The organism is Streptomyces sp. SID1328 (assembly GCF_009865595.1).
In the GTDB taxonomy this organism is placed as follows: Bacteria; Actinomycetota; Actinomycetes; order Streptomycetales; family Streptomycetaceae; genus Streptomyces; species Streptomyces griseoluteus.
Genome location: NZ_WWKH01000559.1, coordinates 1 through 17,381, shown reverse-complemented (window position 1 = coordinate 17,381; position 17,381 = coordinate 1). Strand labels below are relative to the sequence as shown.

16 protein-coding genes, 1 tRNA gene and 2 pseudogenes are annotated in these 17,381 nt (G+C 71.8%); 11 read left to right on the top strand and 8 right to left on the bottom strand.

What is annotated here, in order from left to right:
• Together GT030_RS17785 and GT030_RS17780 are read left to right on the top strand one after the other, a co-directional pair.
• Window positions 1–228 (top strand): annotated as a pseudogene (locus GT030_RS17785) (nucleoside hydrolase); the annotation flags it as partial.
• Between the two features lie 76 nt (window positions 229–304).
• Window positions 305–1,951, top strand: a complete 1,647-nt coding sequence (locus GT030_RS17780; RefSeq protein ID WP_161201928.1) for a glycoside hydrolase family 13 protein — start codon at window positions 305–307, stop codon at window positions 1,949–1,951.
• On the opposite strand, the gene GT030_RS17775 is transcribed toward GT030_RS17780, so the two are convergent.
• A complete protein-coding gene (locus GT030_RS17775; protein ID WP_161201929.1) occupies window positions 1,948–2,706 on the bottom strand; it encodes a DUF4142 domain-containing protein in 759 nt (252 codons plus the stop codon). The two genes, GT030_RS17780 and GT030_RS17775, sit on opposite strands and share 4 nt — an antisense overlap.
• 268 nt (window positions 2,707–2,974) lie before the next feature.
• Between GT030_RS17775 and GT030_RS17770 the strand changes: the two genes are divergently transcribed.
• The 7 genes and pseudogenes from GT030_RS17770 to GT030_RS17745 all read left to right on the top strand — a co-directional run.
• Complete coding sequence (locus tag GT030_RS17770) at window positions 2,975–3,661, top strand: DUF6445 family protein (RefSeq protein WP_161201927.1); 687 nt, start codon at window positions 2,975–2,977, stop codon at window positions 3,659–3,661.
• Between the two features lie 130 nt (window positions 3,662–3,791).
• Window positions 3,792–4,211 (top strand): hypothetical protein, encoded by a 420-nt coding sequence (locus tag GT030_RS17765; protein WP_161201926.1) that lies wholly within the window; start codon window positions 3,792–3,794, stop codon window positions 4,209–4,211.
• A gap of 133 nt (window positions 4,212–4,344) precedes the next feature.
• Window positions 4,345–4,629 (top strand): hypothetical protein, encoded by a 285-nt coding sequence (locus GT030_RS37390; RefSeq protein ID WP_346009671.1) that lies wholly within the window; start codon window positions 4,345–4,347, stop codon window positions 4,627–4,629.
• Complete coding sequence (locus tag GT030_RS37385) at window positions 4,629–5,012, top strand: DUF4328 domain-containing protein (RefSeq protein ID WP_346009670.1); 384 nt, start codon at window positions 4,629–4,631, stop codon at window positions 5,010–5,012. The genes GT030_RS37390 and GT030_RS37385 overlap by 1 nt, the downstream gene beginning before the upstream one ends.
• A 153-nt stretch (window positions 5,013–5,165) precedes the next feature.
• Window positions 5,166–6,173: an MIP/aquaporin family protein gene (locus tag GT030_RS17755; protein WP_161201925.1), complete on the top strand. Its 1,008-nt coding sequence runs from the start codon at window positions 5,166–5,168 to the stop codon at window positions 6,171–6,173.
• Window positions 6,174–6,362: 189 nt separating this feature from the next.
• Complete coding sequence (locus GT030_RS17750; protein WP_346009669.1) at window positions 6,363–8,486, top strand: AAA family ATPase; 2,124 nt, start codon at window positions 6,363–6,365, stop codon at window positions 8,484–8,486.
• Window positions 8,453–9,286, top strand: a pseudogene (locus GT030_RS17745) (phosphoenolpyruvate carboxylase); the annotation flags it as partial. The gene GT030_RS17750 and the pseudogene GT030_RS17745, both read left to right, overlap by 34 nt.
• A gap of 85 nt (window positions 9,287–9,371) precedes the next feature.
• Here GT030_RS17745 and GT030_RS17740 read toward each other — a convergent pair.
• From GT030_RS17740 to GT030_RS17710, 7 genes are all read right to left on the bottom strand, one after another.
• A complete protein-coding gene (locus GT030_RS17740) occupies window positions 9,372–9,860 on the bottom strand; it encodes a hypothetical protein (protein ID WP_237522573.1) in 489 nt (162 codons plus the stop codon).
• Window positions 9,861–9,925: 65 nt separating this feature from the next.
• Window positions 9,926–10,522 carry an aminoacyl-tRNA hydrolase gene (gene pth / locus GT030_RS17735; protein WP_161201922.1) on the bottom strand — a complete coding sequence of 199 codons (597 nt, stop codon included), beginning with the start codon at window positions 10,520–10,522 and terminating at the stop codon, window positions 9,926–9,928.
• An 84-nt stretch (window positions 10,523–10,606) separates the two neighbouring features.
• Window positions 10,607–11,203, bottom strand: coding sequence for a 50S ribosomal protein L25/general stress protein Ctc (locus GT030_RS17730; RefSeq protein ID WP_161201921.1), 597 nt, complete (start codon window positions 11,201–11,203; stop codon window positions 10,607–10,609).
• A gap of 203 nt (window positions 11,204–11,406) precedes the next feature.
• Window positions 11,407–12,387: a ribose-phosphate diphosphokinase gene (locus GT030_RS17725; protein ID WP_086694654.1), complete on the bottom strand. Its 981-nt coding sequence runs from the start codon at window positions 12,385–12,387 to the stop codon at window positions 11,407–11,409.
• 149 nt (window positions 12,388–12,536) lie between these two features.
• Window positions 12,537–13,985 carry a bifunctional UDP-N-acetylglucosamine diphosphorylase/glucosamine-1-phosphate N-acetyltransferase GlmU gene (gene glmU / locus GT030_RS17720; protein WP_161201920.1) on the bottom strand — a complete coding sequence of 483 codons (1,449 nt, stop codon included), beginning with the start codon at window positions 13,983–13,985 and terminating at the stop codon, window positions 12,537–12,539.
• A gap of 135 nt (window positions 13,986–14,120) precedes the next feature.
• A tRNA-Gln gene (locus GT030_RS17715) sits at window positions 14,121–14,191 on the bottom strand.
• Window positions 14,192–14,202: 11 nt separating this feature from the next.
• The gene (locus tag GT030_RS17710) at window positions 14,203–15,084 is read right to left on the bottom strand and encodes a hypothetical protein (RefSeq protein ID WP_161201919.1); all 882 of its coding nucleotides are present in this window, start codon (window positions 15,082–15,084) and stop codon (window positions 14,203–14,205) included.
• A gap of 144 nt (window positions 15,085–15,228) precedes the next feature.
• Between GT030_RS17710 and GT030_RS17705 the strand changes: the two genes are divergently transcribed.
• Together GT030_RS17705 and GT030_RS37155 are read left to right on the top strand one after the other, a co-directional pair.
• Window positions 15,229–16,560 (top strand): histidine kinase, encoded by a 1,332-nt coding sequence (locus tag GT030_RS17705; protein ID WP_161201918.1) that lies wholly within the window; start codon window positions 15,229–15,231, stop codon window positions 16,558–16,560.
• Window positions 16,561–16,737: 177 nt separating this feature from the next.
• The gene (locus GT030_RS37155) at window positions 16,738–17,268 is read left to right on the top strand and encodes a calcium-binding protein (protein WP_161201917.1); all 531 of its coding nucleotides are present in this window, start codon (window positions 16,738–16,740) and stop codon (window positions 17,266–17,268) included.
• Window positions 17,269–17,381: the final 113 nt, after the last annotated feature.

The window sequence follows — 17,381 nt, the reverse complement described above, 5'->3', positions numbered from 1 at the left end:
GTCTGCGCGGTGGCCGACCCGGCCGGGCTCACCACCCGTCCGCTCCCGGTCGAGGTCAGCCTCGCCCCCGGCCCGGCGCGCGGCCAGACCGTCGTGGACCGCCGCCCCCGGCCGGGCGAGTCCGAGATCCACGGCGGCGCCCGCGCGCGGCCCCTGGTGGACGTGGCGCTGGATGTCGACGTGGCCCGGTACGTGGACCTCTACCTGAAGACGGTGGAGCGGCCGTAGCCGGCGTTCACGTTTCCGGTTCGGGCCGAGTTGGGCAGATTCCTGGCCTGAGGTGAACCGTACGAACGGAGCCCGCATGGCGGACCTCTCGTCCAGGAACCCCGACTGGTGGCGGCAGGCCGTCATCTACCAGGTCTATCCCCGCAGCTTCGCGGACGCCGACGGCGACGGCCTGGGCGACCTCGCGGGCGTCACCGCCCGCCTGGACCACCTCGCCACGCTCGGCGTCGACGCCCTGTGGCTCAGCCCCTTCTACCCCTCCGAACTGGCCGACGGCGGCTACGACGTCGCCGACCACCGGGGCGTCGACCCGCGCCTCGGCACCCTGGACGACTTCGGCACCCTGGTCGCGGAGGCCCACCGCCTGGGCCTGAAGGTCATCGTCGACCTCGTCCCCAACCACACCTCCCACCGCCACCCCTGGTTCCAGGAAGCCCTGCTCTCCGCGCCCGGCTCGGCGGCCCGCGCCCGCTACGTCTTCCGCCCCGGCCGGGGAAAGTACGGCGAACTCCCGCCCACCGACTGGCAGTCGGTGTTCGGCGGCAGCGCCTGGAGCCGCGTCCCGGACGGCGACTGGTACCTCCACCTGTTCGCCCCGGAACAGCCCGACCTCGACTGGTCCCACCCCGAGGTCCGCGAGGACTTCCGCGCCACCCTGCGCTTCTGGTCCGACCGGGGCGTGGACGGCTTCCGCGTGGACGTCGCCCACGGCCTGGCCAAGGACCTCACCGAACCCCTGCGGGACGTCGGGAGCGTCGGCGCCACCGGCGAGGCGGCCCTGCCCCTGCTCGCCCCCGGCAGCCACCCCTACTGGGACCGGGACGAGGTCCACGAGATCTACCGCGACTGGCGCACCCTGCTGGACGCCTACGACCCGCCCCGCACCGCCGTGGCCGAAGCCTGGGTCCCGGACACCCGCCGCGCCCTGTACGCCCGCCCCGACGAACTCGGCCAGGCGTTCAACTTCGAGTACCTGGAGACCGGCTGGGACGCAGAGCGCCTGCGCCGCGCCATCACCGCCTCCCTCGCGGAGGCGCACACCGTCGGCGCCTCGGCGACCTGGGTGCTCTCCAACCACGACGTGGTCCGGCACGCCTCCCGCCTGGTCCTGCCGCCCGGCACCGACCTGGACGCCTGGCTGCGCTCGGGCGGCACCGACCCCGCCACCGACCCCGACGCGGGACTGCGCCGGGCCCGCGCCGCGACCCTGCTGATGCTGGCCCTGCCCGGCTCGGCCTACCTCTACCAGGGCGAGGAACTGGGCCTGCCCGAGGTCGCCGACCTGCCCGCCGAGGCGCTGCGCGACCCGGTCTGGGAACAGTCGGGGCACACCCGTAAAGGCCGGGACGGCAGCCGCGTACCCCTGCCGTGGACGGTCACCGGACCCTCGTACGGCTTCGGCCCGGGGCCGGCCTGGCTGCCGCAGCCGGAGTCGTTCGCCCGGTACGCCGTCGAGGCGCAGGCCGGTGCCCAGGGCTCCACGCTGGAGCTGTACCGCAGCGCGCTCAGGCTGCGCCGCAAGCTGCTCCAGGGCGAGGAACTGACCTGGACGCCCGGCGCGCCGCCCGGCGTCCTGGACTTCACCCGCGCCCCCGGCTGGCGCTGCCTGACCAACCTCACCACGGAGCCGGTGGAGCGTCCGGCGGGGGAACTCCTGCTGTCCAGCACGCCGTTGAGCGAGCCGGACGTACTCCCGCCGGACACCACGGTGTGGCTGGGCTAGCCGATCGTCGGGGTGGGGCTCGGCTCGGCCGGGGTGGGGTCCTCGCGGGTGCTGTTCGAGCCCGGTTCGCCGGGGATGGCCAACGGGGTCGAGGTGGCGTTCGGCGGCGGGGTGAGCACGACCTGCGGCTGACCGGGGTCCGGCGGGGGCGGGGTGAGGTTGTCCGAGGGCAGCTTGGGCGGGGTGGTCTGCTGGAAGATGGTCTGGTCGAAGTCGACCAGGCCGGTCTTCTCCATCACCGTCATGTGGTCGAGCACGGTGTCGTTGGCCTGGTCGGCCAGCGAGCGGATCAACGAGTTCTTGGTGGTGGACCGGATCTTCGCGATGGCGTTGAAGATCGAACCGTGCGTCATCCGCAGGATGTTGGCGAAGTCGGTGTCGAACGCCTTGCCGGTCTCACCCTTGAGCTGGGTCACGAACCCCTCCTGCTGGGGGCTCGCCACGTTGGGGATCGTGATGTTCAGCATCGGCGCGATCTTGCGGCAGGAGGCGTCCAGCGCCGCGTGCCCGTCGATCAGGTGCTTGCTGGCGATCTTGACCCCCTCGGAGGAGCCCTTCTGGAGCCCGATCTGCCCGAGCGGGTACTCCCACAGCCCGGCCGCGCGCACCTTCACCACGAAGTCCCGGTCCTGCTCGGTGAGCGGACCCCACTGGGTGTTGGCGACGATACGGGTCTGTGAACTGGATACGGTGTTCAGCCCGAGCATGCTCGGGTAAGCCAGCGCCGCGAGGGTCAGTGCCATGGCACCGCCCACGAAGAGAGTTCCCGTCGCGTTCCGCGAAAAGCGCACCGTTCCTCCTGCCCGGGTCGTGGTTCCGCCGACAGGCGGTTCAGACACACAGCAGTACGGACGCGGAGCCGATTCGACTCGACAGCCGCCGTAAAGATTCCGCGCCGGTTTCCGGTGCTGTGCGACGGGGGCGTCCTTGGCCCGCCAACGACCAGTGTATGGATGGACGTTGGCCAAAGGTTGACCTCTCCTCGGGCGAAGCGGCCCAGGTGACCGGCCTAGATTTCGCCGCATGCCCCCACAGCCAACGCCCCGGACGCCCGCGGCCCTGCCCGTTCTGCCGTACCGCAAGCCCACCGAGGGCCGCGACTACTGGGTGCTGGACGACGCGCTGCCCGACGCCGGTGCGGTGCGCGAGCGGTGCCTGGCCAAGGAGGACTGGGCCGAGGGATACCCGTACACCTCACAGACCTGGCCCGGACTGCGGGCGATGCCCGGTCTCGAACCCGGTGAGCTGGCGAGCGTGGAGCGGCTGGTGAGGAAGGCGACCGGCGCGAAGGAGCTGTGGGTGCAGCGGGCGCCCGGCGGCGGCACCCTCAACCACAACTGCGTCCAGGTGGTCGGCGAGGGCGAGAGCGAGCCCCGCCCGCACACCGATTCCCGCGCGCTGTGCCGGTACGCGGCCGTGCTCTACCTCAACCCCGGCGTGCCGAAGTCCTGCGGCACCAGCTTCTTCCGTCAGTCCCTCCCCGGCGGGCGGCTCGGCGGCAATGTCGTCCAGGCCCCGCACGACAACCTCGTCGACGCCCTCGGTACCCGCTTCGTCGCTCCCGACGCCTTCGAGGAGGACGTGCGCGTGCCGCACCGCGCCAACCGGCTGCTGCTCTACCACGCCAACCTGGTGCACAGCGCGACCGCCTACACCGGCCGCACGCTGGAGGAGAAGCGGATGACGGCGGTGTTCTTCTGGATGGCGTGAGACGCCCCGCACCGTGCCGGGGCGTCACCCGTACGGCCTAGTCCCCGTGGTCGCCGGGCGCCGCGCGTCGGATCGTCGTACCTACGACCCCGTCCGGGGTCCACGGGGACGAGACGTCGGAGGTACGGCCATGACCCAGCAGACGCAGTCGGCGCGGTCCGAGCACAACGGGCTGGCCCAGGGAGGCGCGGTCTTCGCGGGTGTGCTGATGCTGGTGAACGGCATCCTTCACATCTTCCAGGGCATCTCGGCGATCGCCTTGGACGACGTGTACGCCCGGATCAACGCCTACGTCTACAAGATCGACCTGACCGGCTGGGGCTGGATCCTGCTGGTGGCCGGTGTGATCGTGGTGGCGGCCGGCGCTGGGGTGCTGATGGGAGCGGCCTGGGCGCGGGTGGTCGGCATCGTGATCATCTCGCTGGGCCTGATCCTGCAGTTCCTCTTCCTGCCGTACGCCCCCATCTGGTCGCTGATCCTCATCGGCCTCGACTTCTTCATCATCTGGGCGCTGGCGACCTGGCACCCGGAGGGCCGTGCGGTCATCTGACCGCCGCCTCTCCTACGGGCCGGTGCCGCGACGCTCTCCCTCGCGGCACCGGCCTCCTGTCCGGGTTTCATCGGTTTCTCCGGGCGCGATAGTCCCTGGTGCCGGGCCAGTTGAGCGGGCGAGGATGGGTCCCGTGACCATGGACAACGCTCTCGACGCCCCGGCCGCGCCCCCCGACCCGCGGGCCTCGGACTCCCTCGCCCGGCTGGCCGCCGGGGCGCTCCTGCTGACCGGGGCCGGCTGGCTGGCCCGTGCGGTGTGGGAGATACGGCTGTACCGCGCGGGCGAGCCCGACTCCGGGCTCCCGGACCAGGGCGACGGGGTGCACCGCCCCCTCACCTCCCTGGAGAACTCGTACCACCTGGTGAGCACGGCCGGCTCCGTGCTCACCCCCTGCTGTGCGCGGCGGTCTTCCTGATGTGGCTGTGGCGGGTCCGGGACAACGCCCGCGCGCTGTCGGGGCGCCCGCCGAAGTACGCGGGGATCTGGGTGTACCTGGGCTGGGTGGTGCCGGTGGTGAACCTCTGGTTCCCGCGCGGCATCGTGGCCGACGCCTACCGGGCGAGCGCGCCGGAGCGGCGGCTGCCGGCCGTGGTCAACGTGTGGTGGGGGCTGTGGCTGGCCGGTCTGCTCGGTGGCTTCCTCCAGCAGGGGGACGCCGACTCCTTGATCGGCCGGGCCTACTCGGAGATCGGGCCGCTGCTGGTGGCCGACCTGGCCGTGGCGGCCGCGGCCGTGGCGGGGGCGCTGATGGTGCGTACGGTGACGGCGGCACAGACGGCGCGTCTCGCAAGGGCCTGACACCCCGTAGGGAACTGCCCCGGGGGGCGCCGGTTTTTGGGGGGCGCCCCCGCAACAACCCTTAGGCCAGACGGGTTTCCCGTCCTGCAGGCCGGGGCGGAGTGGGTGAATATGAGGATGTTTGCCCCACCGCTCCTCTGCTAGGGGGCCTCAATGGCTGCTGTAGACATTCCCCCGCTCATCAAGCCGTCCCGGCTCCGGCACCGGGGCGGTCTGGCGGGCGAGCTCATGGCGGAGTTCATCGGGACCTTCGTCCTCATCTCGTTCGGCTGCGGTGTCGTCGCCATGGCGGTCGCCGCGCTGCCGGGCTCCGGCCGCGCCGCCACCACCACGACGATCTTCCTCGCCGCCGGTGACTGGCTGCTCGTCGCCTGGGGCTGGGCGCTGGCCGTGACCTTCGGCGTGTACGTGGCCGGCGGCGTCAGCGGCGCCCACCTCAACCCCGCGGTCACCCTCGCCATGGCCGTACGCCGGGGTTTCCCCTGGCTGAAGGTGCTGCCGTACTGGTTCGCCCAGGTCGCGGGCGCGTTCGTCGGGGCGGCGCTGGTGTACCTCGTCTACCACAACGCGATCGACGCCTTCGACGCGGCGGTGTCCGGGCCCAAGACCAACGGCCACACCCTGGCCTCGTTCTCCATCTTCGCCACCTTCCCCGCGCCCTACTTCCACGGTGGCATCTGGGGTCCGCTGATCGACCAGATCGCCGGCGCGGGCTTCCTGGTGATGTTCGTGGTCGCCATCCTGGACCTGCGCAACCAGGCGGTGAAGGCGAACCTGGCCCCGCTGATCGTGGGCTTCGCGGTCGCCGCGATCGGCATGTCCTACGGCGCCAACGCGGGCTACGCCATCAACCCGGCCCGCGACTTCGGCCCCCGGCTGCTCACCTGGGTGGCGGGCTGGGGGAGCCTCGCCTTCCCGGGCAGCGTGCCGGGCCAGTTCAGCGGCTACTGGTGGATTCCCATCGTGGGCCCGCTGATCGGCGGCCTGGTCGGCATCTTCGTCTACGACCTCTTCATCGGCGACGTCCTCTACCTCCGCAACCACCTGGGCGAACTCCCCGAGCCCGGCCGTAGCCGCCCGGTCAGGACGATCGACCAGGACGACGAGACGGGCCCCGGCGGCGGCAAGCGGAAGGGGCCGGACGAGGACGACGAGTACTAGGTTCTCCCGGCAGGCCGGATGCGTGGGCGGCTCGGATTCCGGGCCGCCCGCCGCTATGTGCACCTGTGTACGAGGGTTCAGTGCGGCGTGTGATCCCTGGCCCGCCTCCGCACCCGAGGTCGCGGGCGGCCGTTGGACTCTGCGTGAAGGCGGCGCGGTGCAGGAACGATTTGGCTGCCCTCTCCGAGGATGCGGCCACGGGTTGCCGCACCGCCGCGAGCTACGGAGCGCAGAACAGTGTGGGCATACGCCGAGGACACGGAGTGGGCTTCCGCAGCGGGGCGTTGCGGGCCGGACGGGCTGATCGGGCGCGGGGAGGAGACGGGGTCACTCCGGGAGGAGCTGGCCCGGCATCGGCTGGTCACGGTGACGGGGGCCGCAGGGGTGGGGAAGAGCGCGCTGGCGGCTGTCGCGGCGGGGGATGAGAGGGGTGACGATGCGGCGGGCGCGCCCGCTCGGAGCCGGGTGATCTACGTGCGGTGCCCCGGCGGGGGCGGGCCCGTCGCGGCGGGGGCGCTCGCCGCGCGGGTGTCGGATGCGGTGCTCGGGCCGCGGGGTGCGGCTGCGGGCGCGGGTGGGCTGCGGACGGTCGGCGCTGGGGCCGTACCGGACGCGCGCGGTGCCCGTACCAAGGGCCGGCCCTCCCTCGCCGACCTGGTCGTGGCGTTGCGGGGCACGGCCGGGCGGCGGTCCGTCCTCCTGCTGCTCGACGACGTCGACGCGGTGCGCACCGAGTGCGCGGGGCTGGTGCAACGGCTGCTGATGGACGTACCCGGTGTGCGGGTGCTGGTGACCTGCCGCCAGGCGCTCGGGCTCGGTGAGGAACGGGTGCTGCGGCTGGCCCCGCTGGCCCCGGACGCGGCGGTGGAGCTGTTCCTCGCGCGGGCCCGCGACGCCGCCCCCGGTTTCCGCGCGGAGGGCGCGGAGTCGGCGGCCGTGGCCCGGATCTGCCGGGTACTGGAGGGCGTACCCCTCGCCGTGGAGCTGGCCGCCGGCCAACTGGAGGCGGAGCCCTCCGCCCGGGCGCTGGCCGACCGGCTGGAGCAGGGCCAGTGCTGGCTGGCCGCACCCGGCGCGGCACTGCGCAGGCACCGCTCGCTGCGGTCGGCCGTCGGTGCGGCGTATCTGCTGTGCGAGCGGCCGGAGCGCGCGGTGTGGAGCCGGAGCAGCGTCTTCCGGGGGGCGTTCACCGAGCCGACGGCGGCGTACCTGTGCGCGGGCGCGGGAGTCGCCCCGCACCAGGTCCCGACCTGCCTCGCCCGGCTGGCCGCCGCCGGAGTGCTGGAGACCCTGGACGAACCGGGTGGCCTGCGCCCGCCCCGCTACCGCATGACCCGCGCGGCCCGCGACTTCGGTGCCGAACGCCTGCGCGCGGCCGGTGAGTTCGAGGTGGCCGTGGAACGCCATGTACTGCACCACGGCCGCCTCGCGGAGGTCGCCGAGCACCTGTGGCACGCGGGCGATCAGCGCCAGGCGGCCCGTCTCGTCCGGGACAACGCGGCCGAGCTGACAGCGCTCGTGGAGTACGCGTCCCGCCCCGAGGCACCGGCCGCGCAGGTGACGGCGGCGCTGGCCACCGTCGCCGACCTGTGGTTCTGGTGGACGGTGCACGACCACGGGGAGGAGGGCCGCGCCCATCTGGCCCGCCTGCTGCCCCGCGCGACCGCCGACGACCACCTCACCGCCCGCGCCCGCTGGCTCGCCGCCTGGCTGCACGCCCCCGGCGACCCGGCCACCGCCCGCTCCCTGCTCAGCCAGGTCTGGCCGGTGGCGGTCCTCGCCGGTGACGACGCGCTGATCGGCTGGGTCGCGTATGTCGAGGGCGTGGTGGCGTGGGAGCACGGGGACGCCCGTACCGCCGCCGAGTGCTTCCGGCAGGCCGCCGACACCGTTCCGGCGTTCGCCCCCGGCGGTCCGGCCCCCGCCGTGAGCCTGGCGGCACTGGCCGTGGCACAGGCCCGTACCGCACCGGGCGCGGCAGGCCGCAGCGCGCGCCGGGCGCTGTCCTCCCCCGGCGTACGCGACGACGCCTGGGCGACGGCCCTCGCCCGTTACGCCCGCGCCTGCACCGACCACCACCAGGGCCACACCGCCCGCGCCTGGCACCGCGCCCACCGCACCCTGGCCACGCTGGACGCCCGCGTCCCCCTGCCGGGCACCCTGGACTCCCCCGACATCCCGTCCGTACGCGCCTCCCTGCAACGCCTGCTAGCCGACATCGAGGGCCCCCGGAACACGCGAGCCACGGTGCCGGCACCTCGGACGGACACGCCCATGCCGAGCAGGGCGAGGTCATCTCCGACAAGTACCTGATCCCCTCCCTCGCGCGGGAGAACCTGGAGCTGACGGTCGCCGCCACCCTCCAGGCGTCCGCCCTGCACACCGCGCCCCGCCAGTCCGACGAGGCGCTCGCCCGCTGGGACGCGGCCATGGACGTCGTCTCCGACGCCGCCCACGCCGCCTACCGCCGGCTCGTCGAGGACCCGGACCTGCCGACCTACTTCCTCGCCTCCACGCCGGTCGACCAGCTCGCCGAGCTGCACCTGGGCTCGCGGCCCTCGCGCCGCCCCGGCTCCGGCGTCTCGCTGGACGGACTGCGTGCCATCCCGTGGGTGTTCGGCTGGACCCAGTCCCGGCAGATCGTCCCCGGCTGGTTCGGCGTCGGCTCCGGGCTGAAGGCCCTGCGCGAGGCCGGTCTGGACACCGTGCTCGGTGAGATGCACGAGCAGTGGCACTTCTTCCGGAACTTCATCTCCAACGTCGAGATGACCCTCGCCAAGACCGACCTGCGCATCGCCCAGCACTACGTGGACACGCTCGTCCCCGACGAGCTGAAGCACGTCTTCGACACCATCAGGGCCGAGCACGAGCTGACCGTCGCCGAGGTGCTGCGCATCACCGGCGAGGACGAACTCCTCGCCGCACAGCCCGAGTTGCGGCAGACCCTGAGCATCCGCGACGCCTACCTGGACCCGATCTCCTACCTCCAGGTGGCCCTGCTCAAGCGCCAGCGCGACGCGGCCGCCGCCGGTGAGGAGCCCGACCCGACCCTGGGCCGCGCCCTCCTGCTCACCGTCAACGGCGTCGCGGCGGGCCTGCGCAACACCGGCTGACCCGCGGCGCGTCACGCGGTGCCCCCGGAGCATGCCGGCTCCGGGGGCACCGGCGTATCAGGACGGCTTTCTCGGGACGGCTTTCTCAGGACAGCACGAAGGCCGCCGTCAGCAGGCCCGCGCCCGCCAGGCCCAGCACCCAGGCCGCCCAGGGCATCCGCATGCCGCCCGCGACCACCACCGAGGCCAGCAGCAGCGCACCGCCGAGCGGCAGCCAGGCCAGCAGGACACCGGAGACACCCGCGCGCACGGCGACGTCCGTACCGGGTTCGAGGACGACGTCGTAGCTGTGCCCCTCGCGCACCACCACCGAACGCTCGATGCGGACGGAGGGCCGCGCGGTGGCGCCGGGCGACAGCGGCTTGAACGTGCCCGCGCAGCGCTCCGGCAGACAGTCCGTCACCGTCAGCGTGCCGCGCTCACGCCCCTTGGGCAGCATCGCGTGCTGCGCGGTCCCCCAGGACCCCCAGGCCCCGGCGAACACGATCAGCGCGGCGAACACCCCCGCGACCACGACCCGGCCCACCCGGACGACGGACCCGGAACGGGCGGAACTGGCGGAGGCAGCAGGCATGGCCGGGATCATTGGCCATACCCCTACGGCGGGTCAACTCCAAGGTGCCGCCGACCTCCCGGACGCTACGAGTTGTACGCCGACTGAGCCCGCTCCAGCCCCTCCGTGACCAGGCACTCCACCGCGTCCGCCGCGCGGTCCACGAAGTAGTCCAGTTCCTTGCGCTCGGCGGAGGCGAAGTCCTTCAGGACGAAGTCCGCCACCTGCATCCGGCCCGGCGGACGGCCGATGCCGAAGCGGACGCGGTGGTAGTCGGGGCCCATCGCCTTCGTCATCGACTTCAGGCCGTTGTGCCCGTTGTCGCCGCCGCCCAGCTTCAGCCGCAGCGCGCCGTACTCGATGTCCAGCTCGTCGTGCACCGCCACCACCTGGGAGAGCGGCACCTTGTAGAAGTCCCGCAGCGCGTTCACCGGACCGCCCGACAGGTTCATGTACGACATCGGCTTGGCCAGGATCACCCGTCGGTTCGCCGGACCCACCGGACCGATCCGGCCCTCCAGCACCTGCGCCTGCGCCTTGCCGGCACGCTTGAACTTCCCGCCGATCCGCTCCGCGAGCAGATCCACCGCCATGAAACCGACGTTGTGCCGGTTCATCGCGTACTCCGGCCCCGGATTACCGAGCCCGACCACCAGCCAAGGGGCGTTCGCGGGGGTACTCAACGACCCATCTCTCCTCGATATGCGCCAGCCGCCGCCCCCGGAAGACGGGGACGACGGCTGACGGATGACTCAAGCCGGTACGGCTCAGGCCTCGGCGGACTCTTCGCCCTCGACGGCCTCTTCCTCGGCCGGCTCCTCGACCTGCGCGGCCAGGACCTGGAGGACGACGGCGTCGCCCTCGACGGCCAGGGAGACACCCTTGGGGAGCTCGATGTCCTTGGCGTGGACGGAGGCACCGGCCTCCAGGCCCTCGACGGAGACCGTCACGGACTCGGGGATGTGGGTGGCCTCGGCCTCGACCGGCAGCGCGTTCAGCACGTGCTCGAGCAGGTTGCCGCCCGGGGCCAGCTCGCCCTCGGCGACGACCGGGATCTCGACGGTGACCTTCTCGCCACGCTTGACCAGCAGCAGGTCGACGTGCTCCAGGAAGCCCTTCAGCGGGTCGCGCTGCACGGACTTCGGGATCGCCAGCTCGTTGGTCTTGCCGTCGATGTCCAGGGCGATCAGGACGTTCGGCGTACGCAGCGCCAGCAGCAGCTCGTGGCCCGGCAGGGTCAGGTGCAGCGGCTCGGAACCGTGACCGTAAAGGACACCGGGGACCTTGTTGTCACGGCGGATGCGACGGGCGGCACCCTTGCCGAACTCGGTGCGGGACTCGGCGGCGAGCTTGACCTCGGACATACGGATCACTCCTCGTACAGGTAGATGGGACGTGGTCACCCGGCCACGAACGGCCTGCTACGAAGAGCGCGTCGATAACGGACAACCGGCACCCGTGAAACACGAGCGCGGCCTCCCTCGCCGAGCAACTGTCGCAGTCTACTCGGCAAGGGGGCCGCGCCCAAAAGGATCTTCCGCCGCCCCTCAGAGGGCCTGCAGAAACCTCACTGCTCGTCGAAGAGGCTGGTCACCGAGCCGTCCTCGAACACCTCACGCACCGCGCTGGCGATCGTCCCGGCGATCGACAGCACCGTGATCTTGTCCAGATCCGCCGCCAGCTCACCCGGCGTCGGCAGCGTGTCGGTGAACACGAACTCGCTCACCCGCGAGTTCTTCAGCCGGTCCGCCGCCGGACCCGACAGCACACCGTGCGTCGCCGTCACGATGACGTCCTCGGCCCCGTGCGCGAACAGCGCGTCCGCGGCCGCGCAGATCGTGCCACCGGTGTCGATCATGTCGTCGACCAGGACACAGATACGGCCCTCGACGTCACCCACGACCTCGTGCACCGTGACCTGGTTCGCCACGTCCTTGTCCCGGCGCTTGTGCACGATCGCCAGCGGCGCGCCCAGCCGGTCGCACCAGCGGTCGGCCACCCGCACCCGGCCCGCGTCCGGGGAGACCACGGTCAGCTTCGACCGGTCCACCTTCGCGCCCACGTAGTCCGCCAGTAGCGGCAGCGCGAACAGGTGGTCCACCGGACCGTCGAAGAAGCCCTGGATCTGGTCCGTGTGCAGATCCACGGTCAGGATGCGGTCCGCACCCGCCGTCTTCATCAGGTCCGCGATCAGACGCGCCGAGATCGGCTCACGGCCACGGTGCTTCTTGTCCTGCCGGGCGTACCCGTAGAACGGCACGATCACCGTGATGGAGCGCGCCGACGCCCGCTTCAGCGCGTCGATCATGATCAACTGCTCCATGATCCACTTGTTGATCGGCGCCGTGTGGCTCTGGATCAGGAAACAGTCCGCTCCACGCGCCGACTCCTGATAACGCACATAGATCTCACCGTTGGCGAAGTCGAACGCCTTCGTCGGGACGACCCCCACGCCGAGCTTGTGAGCGACCTCCTCGGCAAGTTCGGGGTGGGCGCGGCCGGAGAAGAACATCATCTTCTTCTCGCCGGTCGTCTTGATCCCGGTCACAGCACTGTCTCCTCAGAGGTTCTCAGCCAGCCGCCGGCCAAGCGACCTCTCGACGGGGCACGAGAGGACCGAATCGGCTGGTAGGGGTGCGGTTGTGCACTTATCACGGTACGCCGTGTTTGACGCGGCCGTTTCCGGCGAGCCCTCCCTCAGCCCTCGTCCACGCCCGGCCGGGACGCCGCCTCCGCCGCCTTAGCGGCCGCGCTCCCCGGACGCTTACGAGCCACCCAGCCCTCGATATTCCGCTGCTGACCACGGGCCACGGCCAGCGCACCGGGCGGCACATCCTTCGTGATCACGGACCCCGCGCCGGTGTACGCGCCGTCCCCGACCGTGACAGGAGCCACAAACATGTTGTCCGAACCGGTCTTGCAATGCGACCCCACCGTCGTGTGGTGCTTGCTCTCACCGTCGTAGTTCACGAACACACTCGCCGCGCCGATGTTCGTGAAATCACCGATCGTCGCGTCCCCCACGTACGACAGGTGCGGAACCTTCGTCCCCTCACCGATCGACGCGTTCTTCGTCTCCACGTACGTACCGACCTTCGACCGCACACCCAGCCGCGTACCGGGCCGCAGATACGCGTACGGACCCACCGACGCGCCCTCGCCGACCACCGCGCCGTCCGCCACCGTGTTGTCCACGCGCGCGCCCGCGCCCACCACCGTGTCGTTCAGACGGCTGTTCGGGCCGACCTCCGCGCCCTCCTCGATCCGCGTCGCACCGGTGAGCTGCGTACCCGGGTGCACCACCGCGTCCCGGCCGAAGCCGACCGTCACGTCCACCCACGTCGTCGCCGGGTCCACCACGGTCACGCCGTCCAGCATCGCGGCCGTCAGCAGACGGTCGTTCAGCGTCCGGCGGGCCTCCGAGAGCTGCACCCGGTTGTTGATCCCGGCGATCTCCCGGTGGTCACCCGCCACCGACGCCCCCACCCGGTGCCCGGCCGCCCGCAGGATGCCCAGCACATCGGTCAGGTACTCCTCGCCCTGGCTGTTGTCGGTGCGCACCTGCTTCAGCGCCTCCGCCAGCAGCCGGCCGTCGAACGCGAACACACCGCTGTTGATCTCAGCGATCGCCCGCTGCTCGTCGGTCGCGTCCTTGTGCTCCACGATCGCGGTCACCGCGCCGCTCGCGCCGTCCCGCACGATCCGGCCGTAACCGGTCGCGTCCGGGACCTCGGCGGTCAGCACGGTCACGGCGTTGCCGTCCGCCTGGTGCGTGCCGGTGAGCGCCGCCAGGGTGTCCGCGGTCAGCAGGGGGGTGTCGCCGCAGACCACCACGACGGTGCCGTCCACCGGGCCGCCCAGCTCCTCCAGCGCCATGCGCACCGCGTGCCCGGTGCCGTTCTGCTGCTCCTGCACGGCCGTGCGGACCCCGGGGTCGATCTCGGCGAGGTGCGCGGCGACCTGCTCACGGGCGTGGCCGACGACGACCACCAGCTCGGCGGGGTCCAGCTCACGGGAGGCGGCCAGCACATGACCGACCAGGGAGCGGCCGCAGATCTGGTGCAGGACCTTCGGTGTGGCCGACTTCATACGGGTGCCCTCACCCGCTGCGAGAACGACGACGGCTGCCGGGCGAATGGCGCTCACGGAGTTGCCTTTCGGCTCTGGGAAGAGGTGGTGACTGGCGGCAGAATACCGGGGGGCTTTTTGGCGGACATGAGAGCGGGTCCCGCCGGGGGTTGTACCGGTCGGGACCCGAACCTTGAAGCTGACTGCTGTGAGCTCCCGGAGAAGGATTCGAACCCTCATTCAACGGACCAAAACCGTTTGTCCTGCCCTTAGACGATCCGGGATAAATGGCGAGCTATGTCCGATTTGATTGATCGGCTTCGCGCGCGGCCTCCACTATGCCGTACCAGGCGCCCTCGATGCGACGGTACAAGTCTGCGCTTTTCAGGACTTTGATCACGAGGCAACCCCGGTAGGCGTCGCCCGTGTTCCGCCGGACAGTCTTCGGGTTGTGCTTCTTGAGGGACGTCTTGTTGAAGGCGGCGCGGTCCGCGTCAACCACCTCGGCCCAGAACCGCTCGGCGCCGGGCACATCCGCGGTCTCGTGGATCATCACCGTGAAGCGCAGCCGCTCGCGCTCCACGCCCAGCAGGTCGAGCCAGGCGAGGAAGGTCGCGATCATGCCGGGGTCGCTGTTGACGAACGTGACGTTCTCGCGGCGGTCGTACGGCTTGTCCTTGGCCCCCTCCGCCCAGTAGAGGCCGACGCCGACCAGGAACAGCTCGCGCTCCGACAGTGCGCCGACCCACCGCCGCGCCTCGTCCTTGGTCCGTCGGCGCTCCTCGTCGCGGATGCGCAGCTTCTCCTCCCATCCCTTCCTGGAGATGGCCGCGGCCTCTTCGGGCGACCGCTTCCGTTCCGGCTTCGGCAGGTCCCTCACCCGCAGGGAGACCGAACTGCGCGAGCAGCCCAGTGCCGCCTCGATCTGGTCGTAGGTGCAGCCCTGGCGGCGGAGTTCCCGTGCCTGCTCCCGGAGGTCGTCCTTGGCGTTGGGGCGCTTGGTCCACTCCGGGGCCGGTTCGCCGTGGACGAGCCGGTTGAGGAGGTCGTTGTTGTGGATTTTCAGGTGGTCGCGGATCTGGCGGAGGCTCATGCCCTCACGGCGGAGGGCGACGGCCCGGGCGCGGAGGCTTTCGAAGTCGGCGTACTTGGAGGTTTTGCCTGGTGAATGTGCCATTTGCATATCGTCCGGGCGGAATGTGGGCCTCCGGGGACCCGTACGGCGGAGTTCAGCAGTTCGAGTGACGGAGGGGTCCGTGGTCCGGGTGGGTAGGGGAAAGTCACCGGAAATGCCGCCGGAGGCGCCCTTAGGCTGGAGGGCATGACCACGACGGGGGAAGACCACACCAGGGCGCCGACCGGCCCGTGGTGGTGGGAGAGACGGCGCGGTGCGGTGCTGGATGTCGGCCTGGGGCTGGCGTCGGCGGTGGAGTGCGGCGCGGAGGGTGTGCCGTTCGCGCGGGACGCGGGCGTGCCGCTGTGGCTCGGTGTCGTGTTCGGGCTGCTGGCGGGTTCGGTGCTGCTGGTGCGCCGGAAGTGGCCGGTCGCGGTGGTGTTGGTGGCGATCGCGGTGACGCCCGCCCAGATGGGCTTCCTGATGGGCATCGTCGGCCTGTACACGCTGGCGGCGTGCGAGCTGCCGCGCCGGGTGATCGTGGCGCTGGCGGGCATGTCGCTGGTGGGCACGATGATCGTGACGTTCGTGCGGGTGCGCCAGGACATGGCGCGCGGGGATCTGACGCTGGGCGACTGGTTCGTGCCGTTCGCCGCGGTGACCACCTCGCTGGGCCTGACGGCGCCTCCGCTGCTGCTGGGGCTGTACGTGGGGGCCCGGCGCCGGCTGATGGAGAGCCTGCGGGAGCGGGCGGACAGCCTGGAGCGGGAGCTGCAGTTGCTCGCGGAGCGGGCGGAGGAGCGCGCGGAGTGGGCGCGGAGCGAGGAGCGCACGCGGATCGCGCGGGAGATGCACGACGTGGTGGCGCACCGGGTGAGTCTGATGGTGGTGCACGCGGCGGCGTTGCAGGCGGTGGCCCGCAAGGACCCGGAGAAGGCGGTGCGCAACGCGGCGCTGGTGGGGGACATGGGCCGGCAGGCGCTGACCGAGTTGCGGGAGATGCTCGGGGTGCTGCGGTCGGGGGATTCCGGGGAGGCGGTGCGGCGGCGCGTGGAGCCGGAGCCGGTTCCGGTGCCGTTGGCCGCGGTGGGGGCTGCGGCGGCGGAGGCGGCGTCGAAGGCGGCGGCCGAGGTGGTCGTGGTGGACGGGCCGTGTCTGTCGGAGCTGGAGGAGCTGGTGGGGCAGTCGGCGGCGGCCGGGATGGTGGTGGCGCTGTCGGTGGAGGGTGAGCTGCGGTCGTATCCGGCGGAGGTGGAGCAGACCGCGTACCGGGTGGTGCAGGAGGCGTTGACGAACGTGCACAAGCACGCGGCGGGTGCGAAGACGTATGTGCGGCTGGCTCATCGGGGGGCGGAGCTCGCGATGCAGGTGGAGAACGATTCGCCGCCGGAGCCGGGCTCGGCGTCGGCGGGTCTGCCGTCGGGCGGGAACGGTCTGCTGGGGATGCGGGAGCGGGTCGTGGCGCTGGGCGGTGTGTTCGTGTCGGGGCCGACGGATGCCGGGGGTTTCCGGGTGTCGGCGGTGATTCCGGCCGCGTAGGGGCCGCGTTCGGCGGTGGCCGCTCATGTCGTGTTCGCCGTCCAATCCTCGGTACGTGCTGAATCCACCCATGGGATGAACGTGGCCGCCGTGCGGCATGCGGGGGGCTTCGGGGGCGCAGTGTGTCGGTGCGTGCCGAGGGGTTCGGGGCGAGTCGACGAAGGGGTCTGGTCAGCCATGCGTGCTGAGGCCATCGACCGGGTGACGCTGGTGTTCTCGCTGTTCGACGTGCAGGGCAACGGTCATCTGGGCTCGGAGGACTTCGAGCTGATGGCGTCGCGGGTGACGGCGGCGGCGGAGGGTTCGGGGGAGGGTGCGCGGGCGCGGATGGCGGCGGCGTTCCAGCGGTACTGGGAGACGCTGGAGGGGGAGCTGGACGCGAACGGGGACGGGCGGGTCACGCTGGAGGAGTACCGGGCGTGTGTGCTGGCGCCGGAGCGGTTCGCGGGGACGGTGCGGGAGTTCGCGGAGGCGCTGGCGGCGCTGGGTGATCCGGACGGGGACGGGGCGATCGAGCGGCCGCTGTTCACGGCGTTGATGCGGGCGATCGGTTTCGCGGGCCCGAACATCGACGCGCTGTTCGACGCGTTCGGCCCGGACGGGGAGGACCGGATCGCGGTGGCGACCTGGGTGGCGGGGATCGAGGACTTCTACGCGCCGGACAAGGCGGGGATTGCGGGGGACCACCTGGTGGGCGCGGTGGTCTGAGGCGGGGCGGGTCGGGGAGAGGGGCGGTCCGGGGGTGGGGCGGCGCGGGTGGTGATGGCGTACAAGTGCCATCTGCTGGACGGGGCGCTGGACGACTGGGTGCGGCGGGCGGC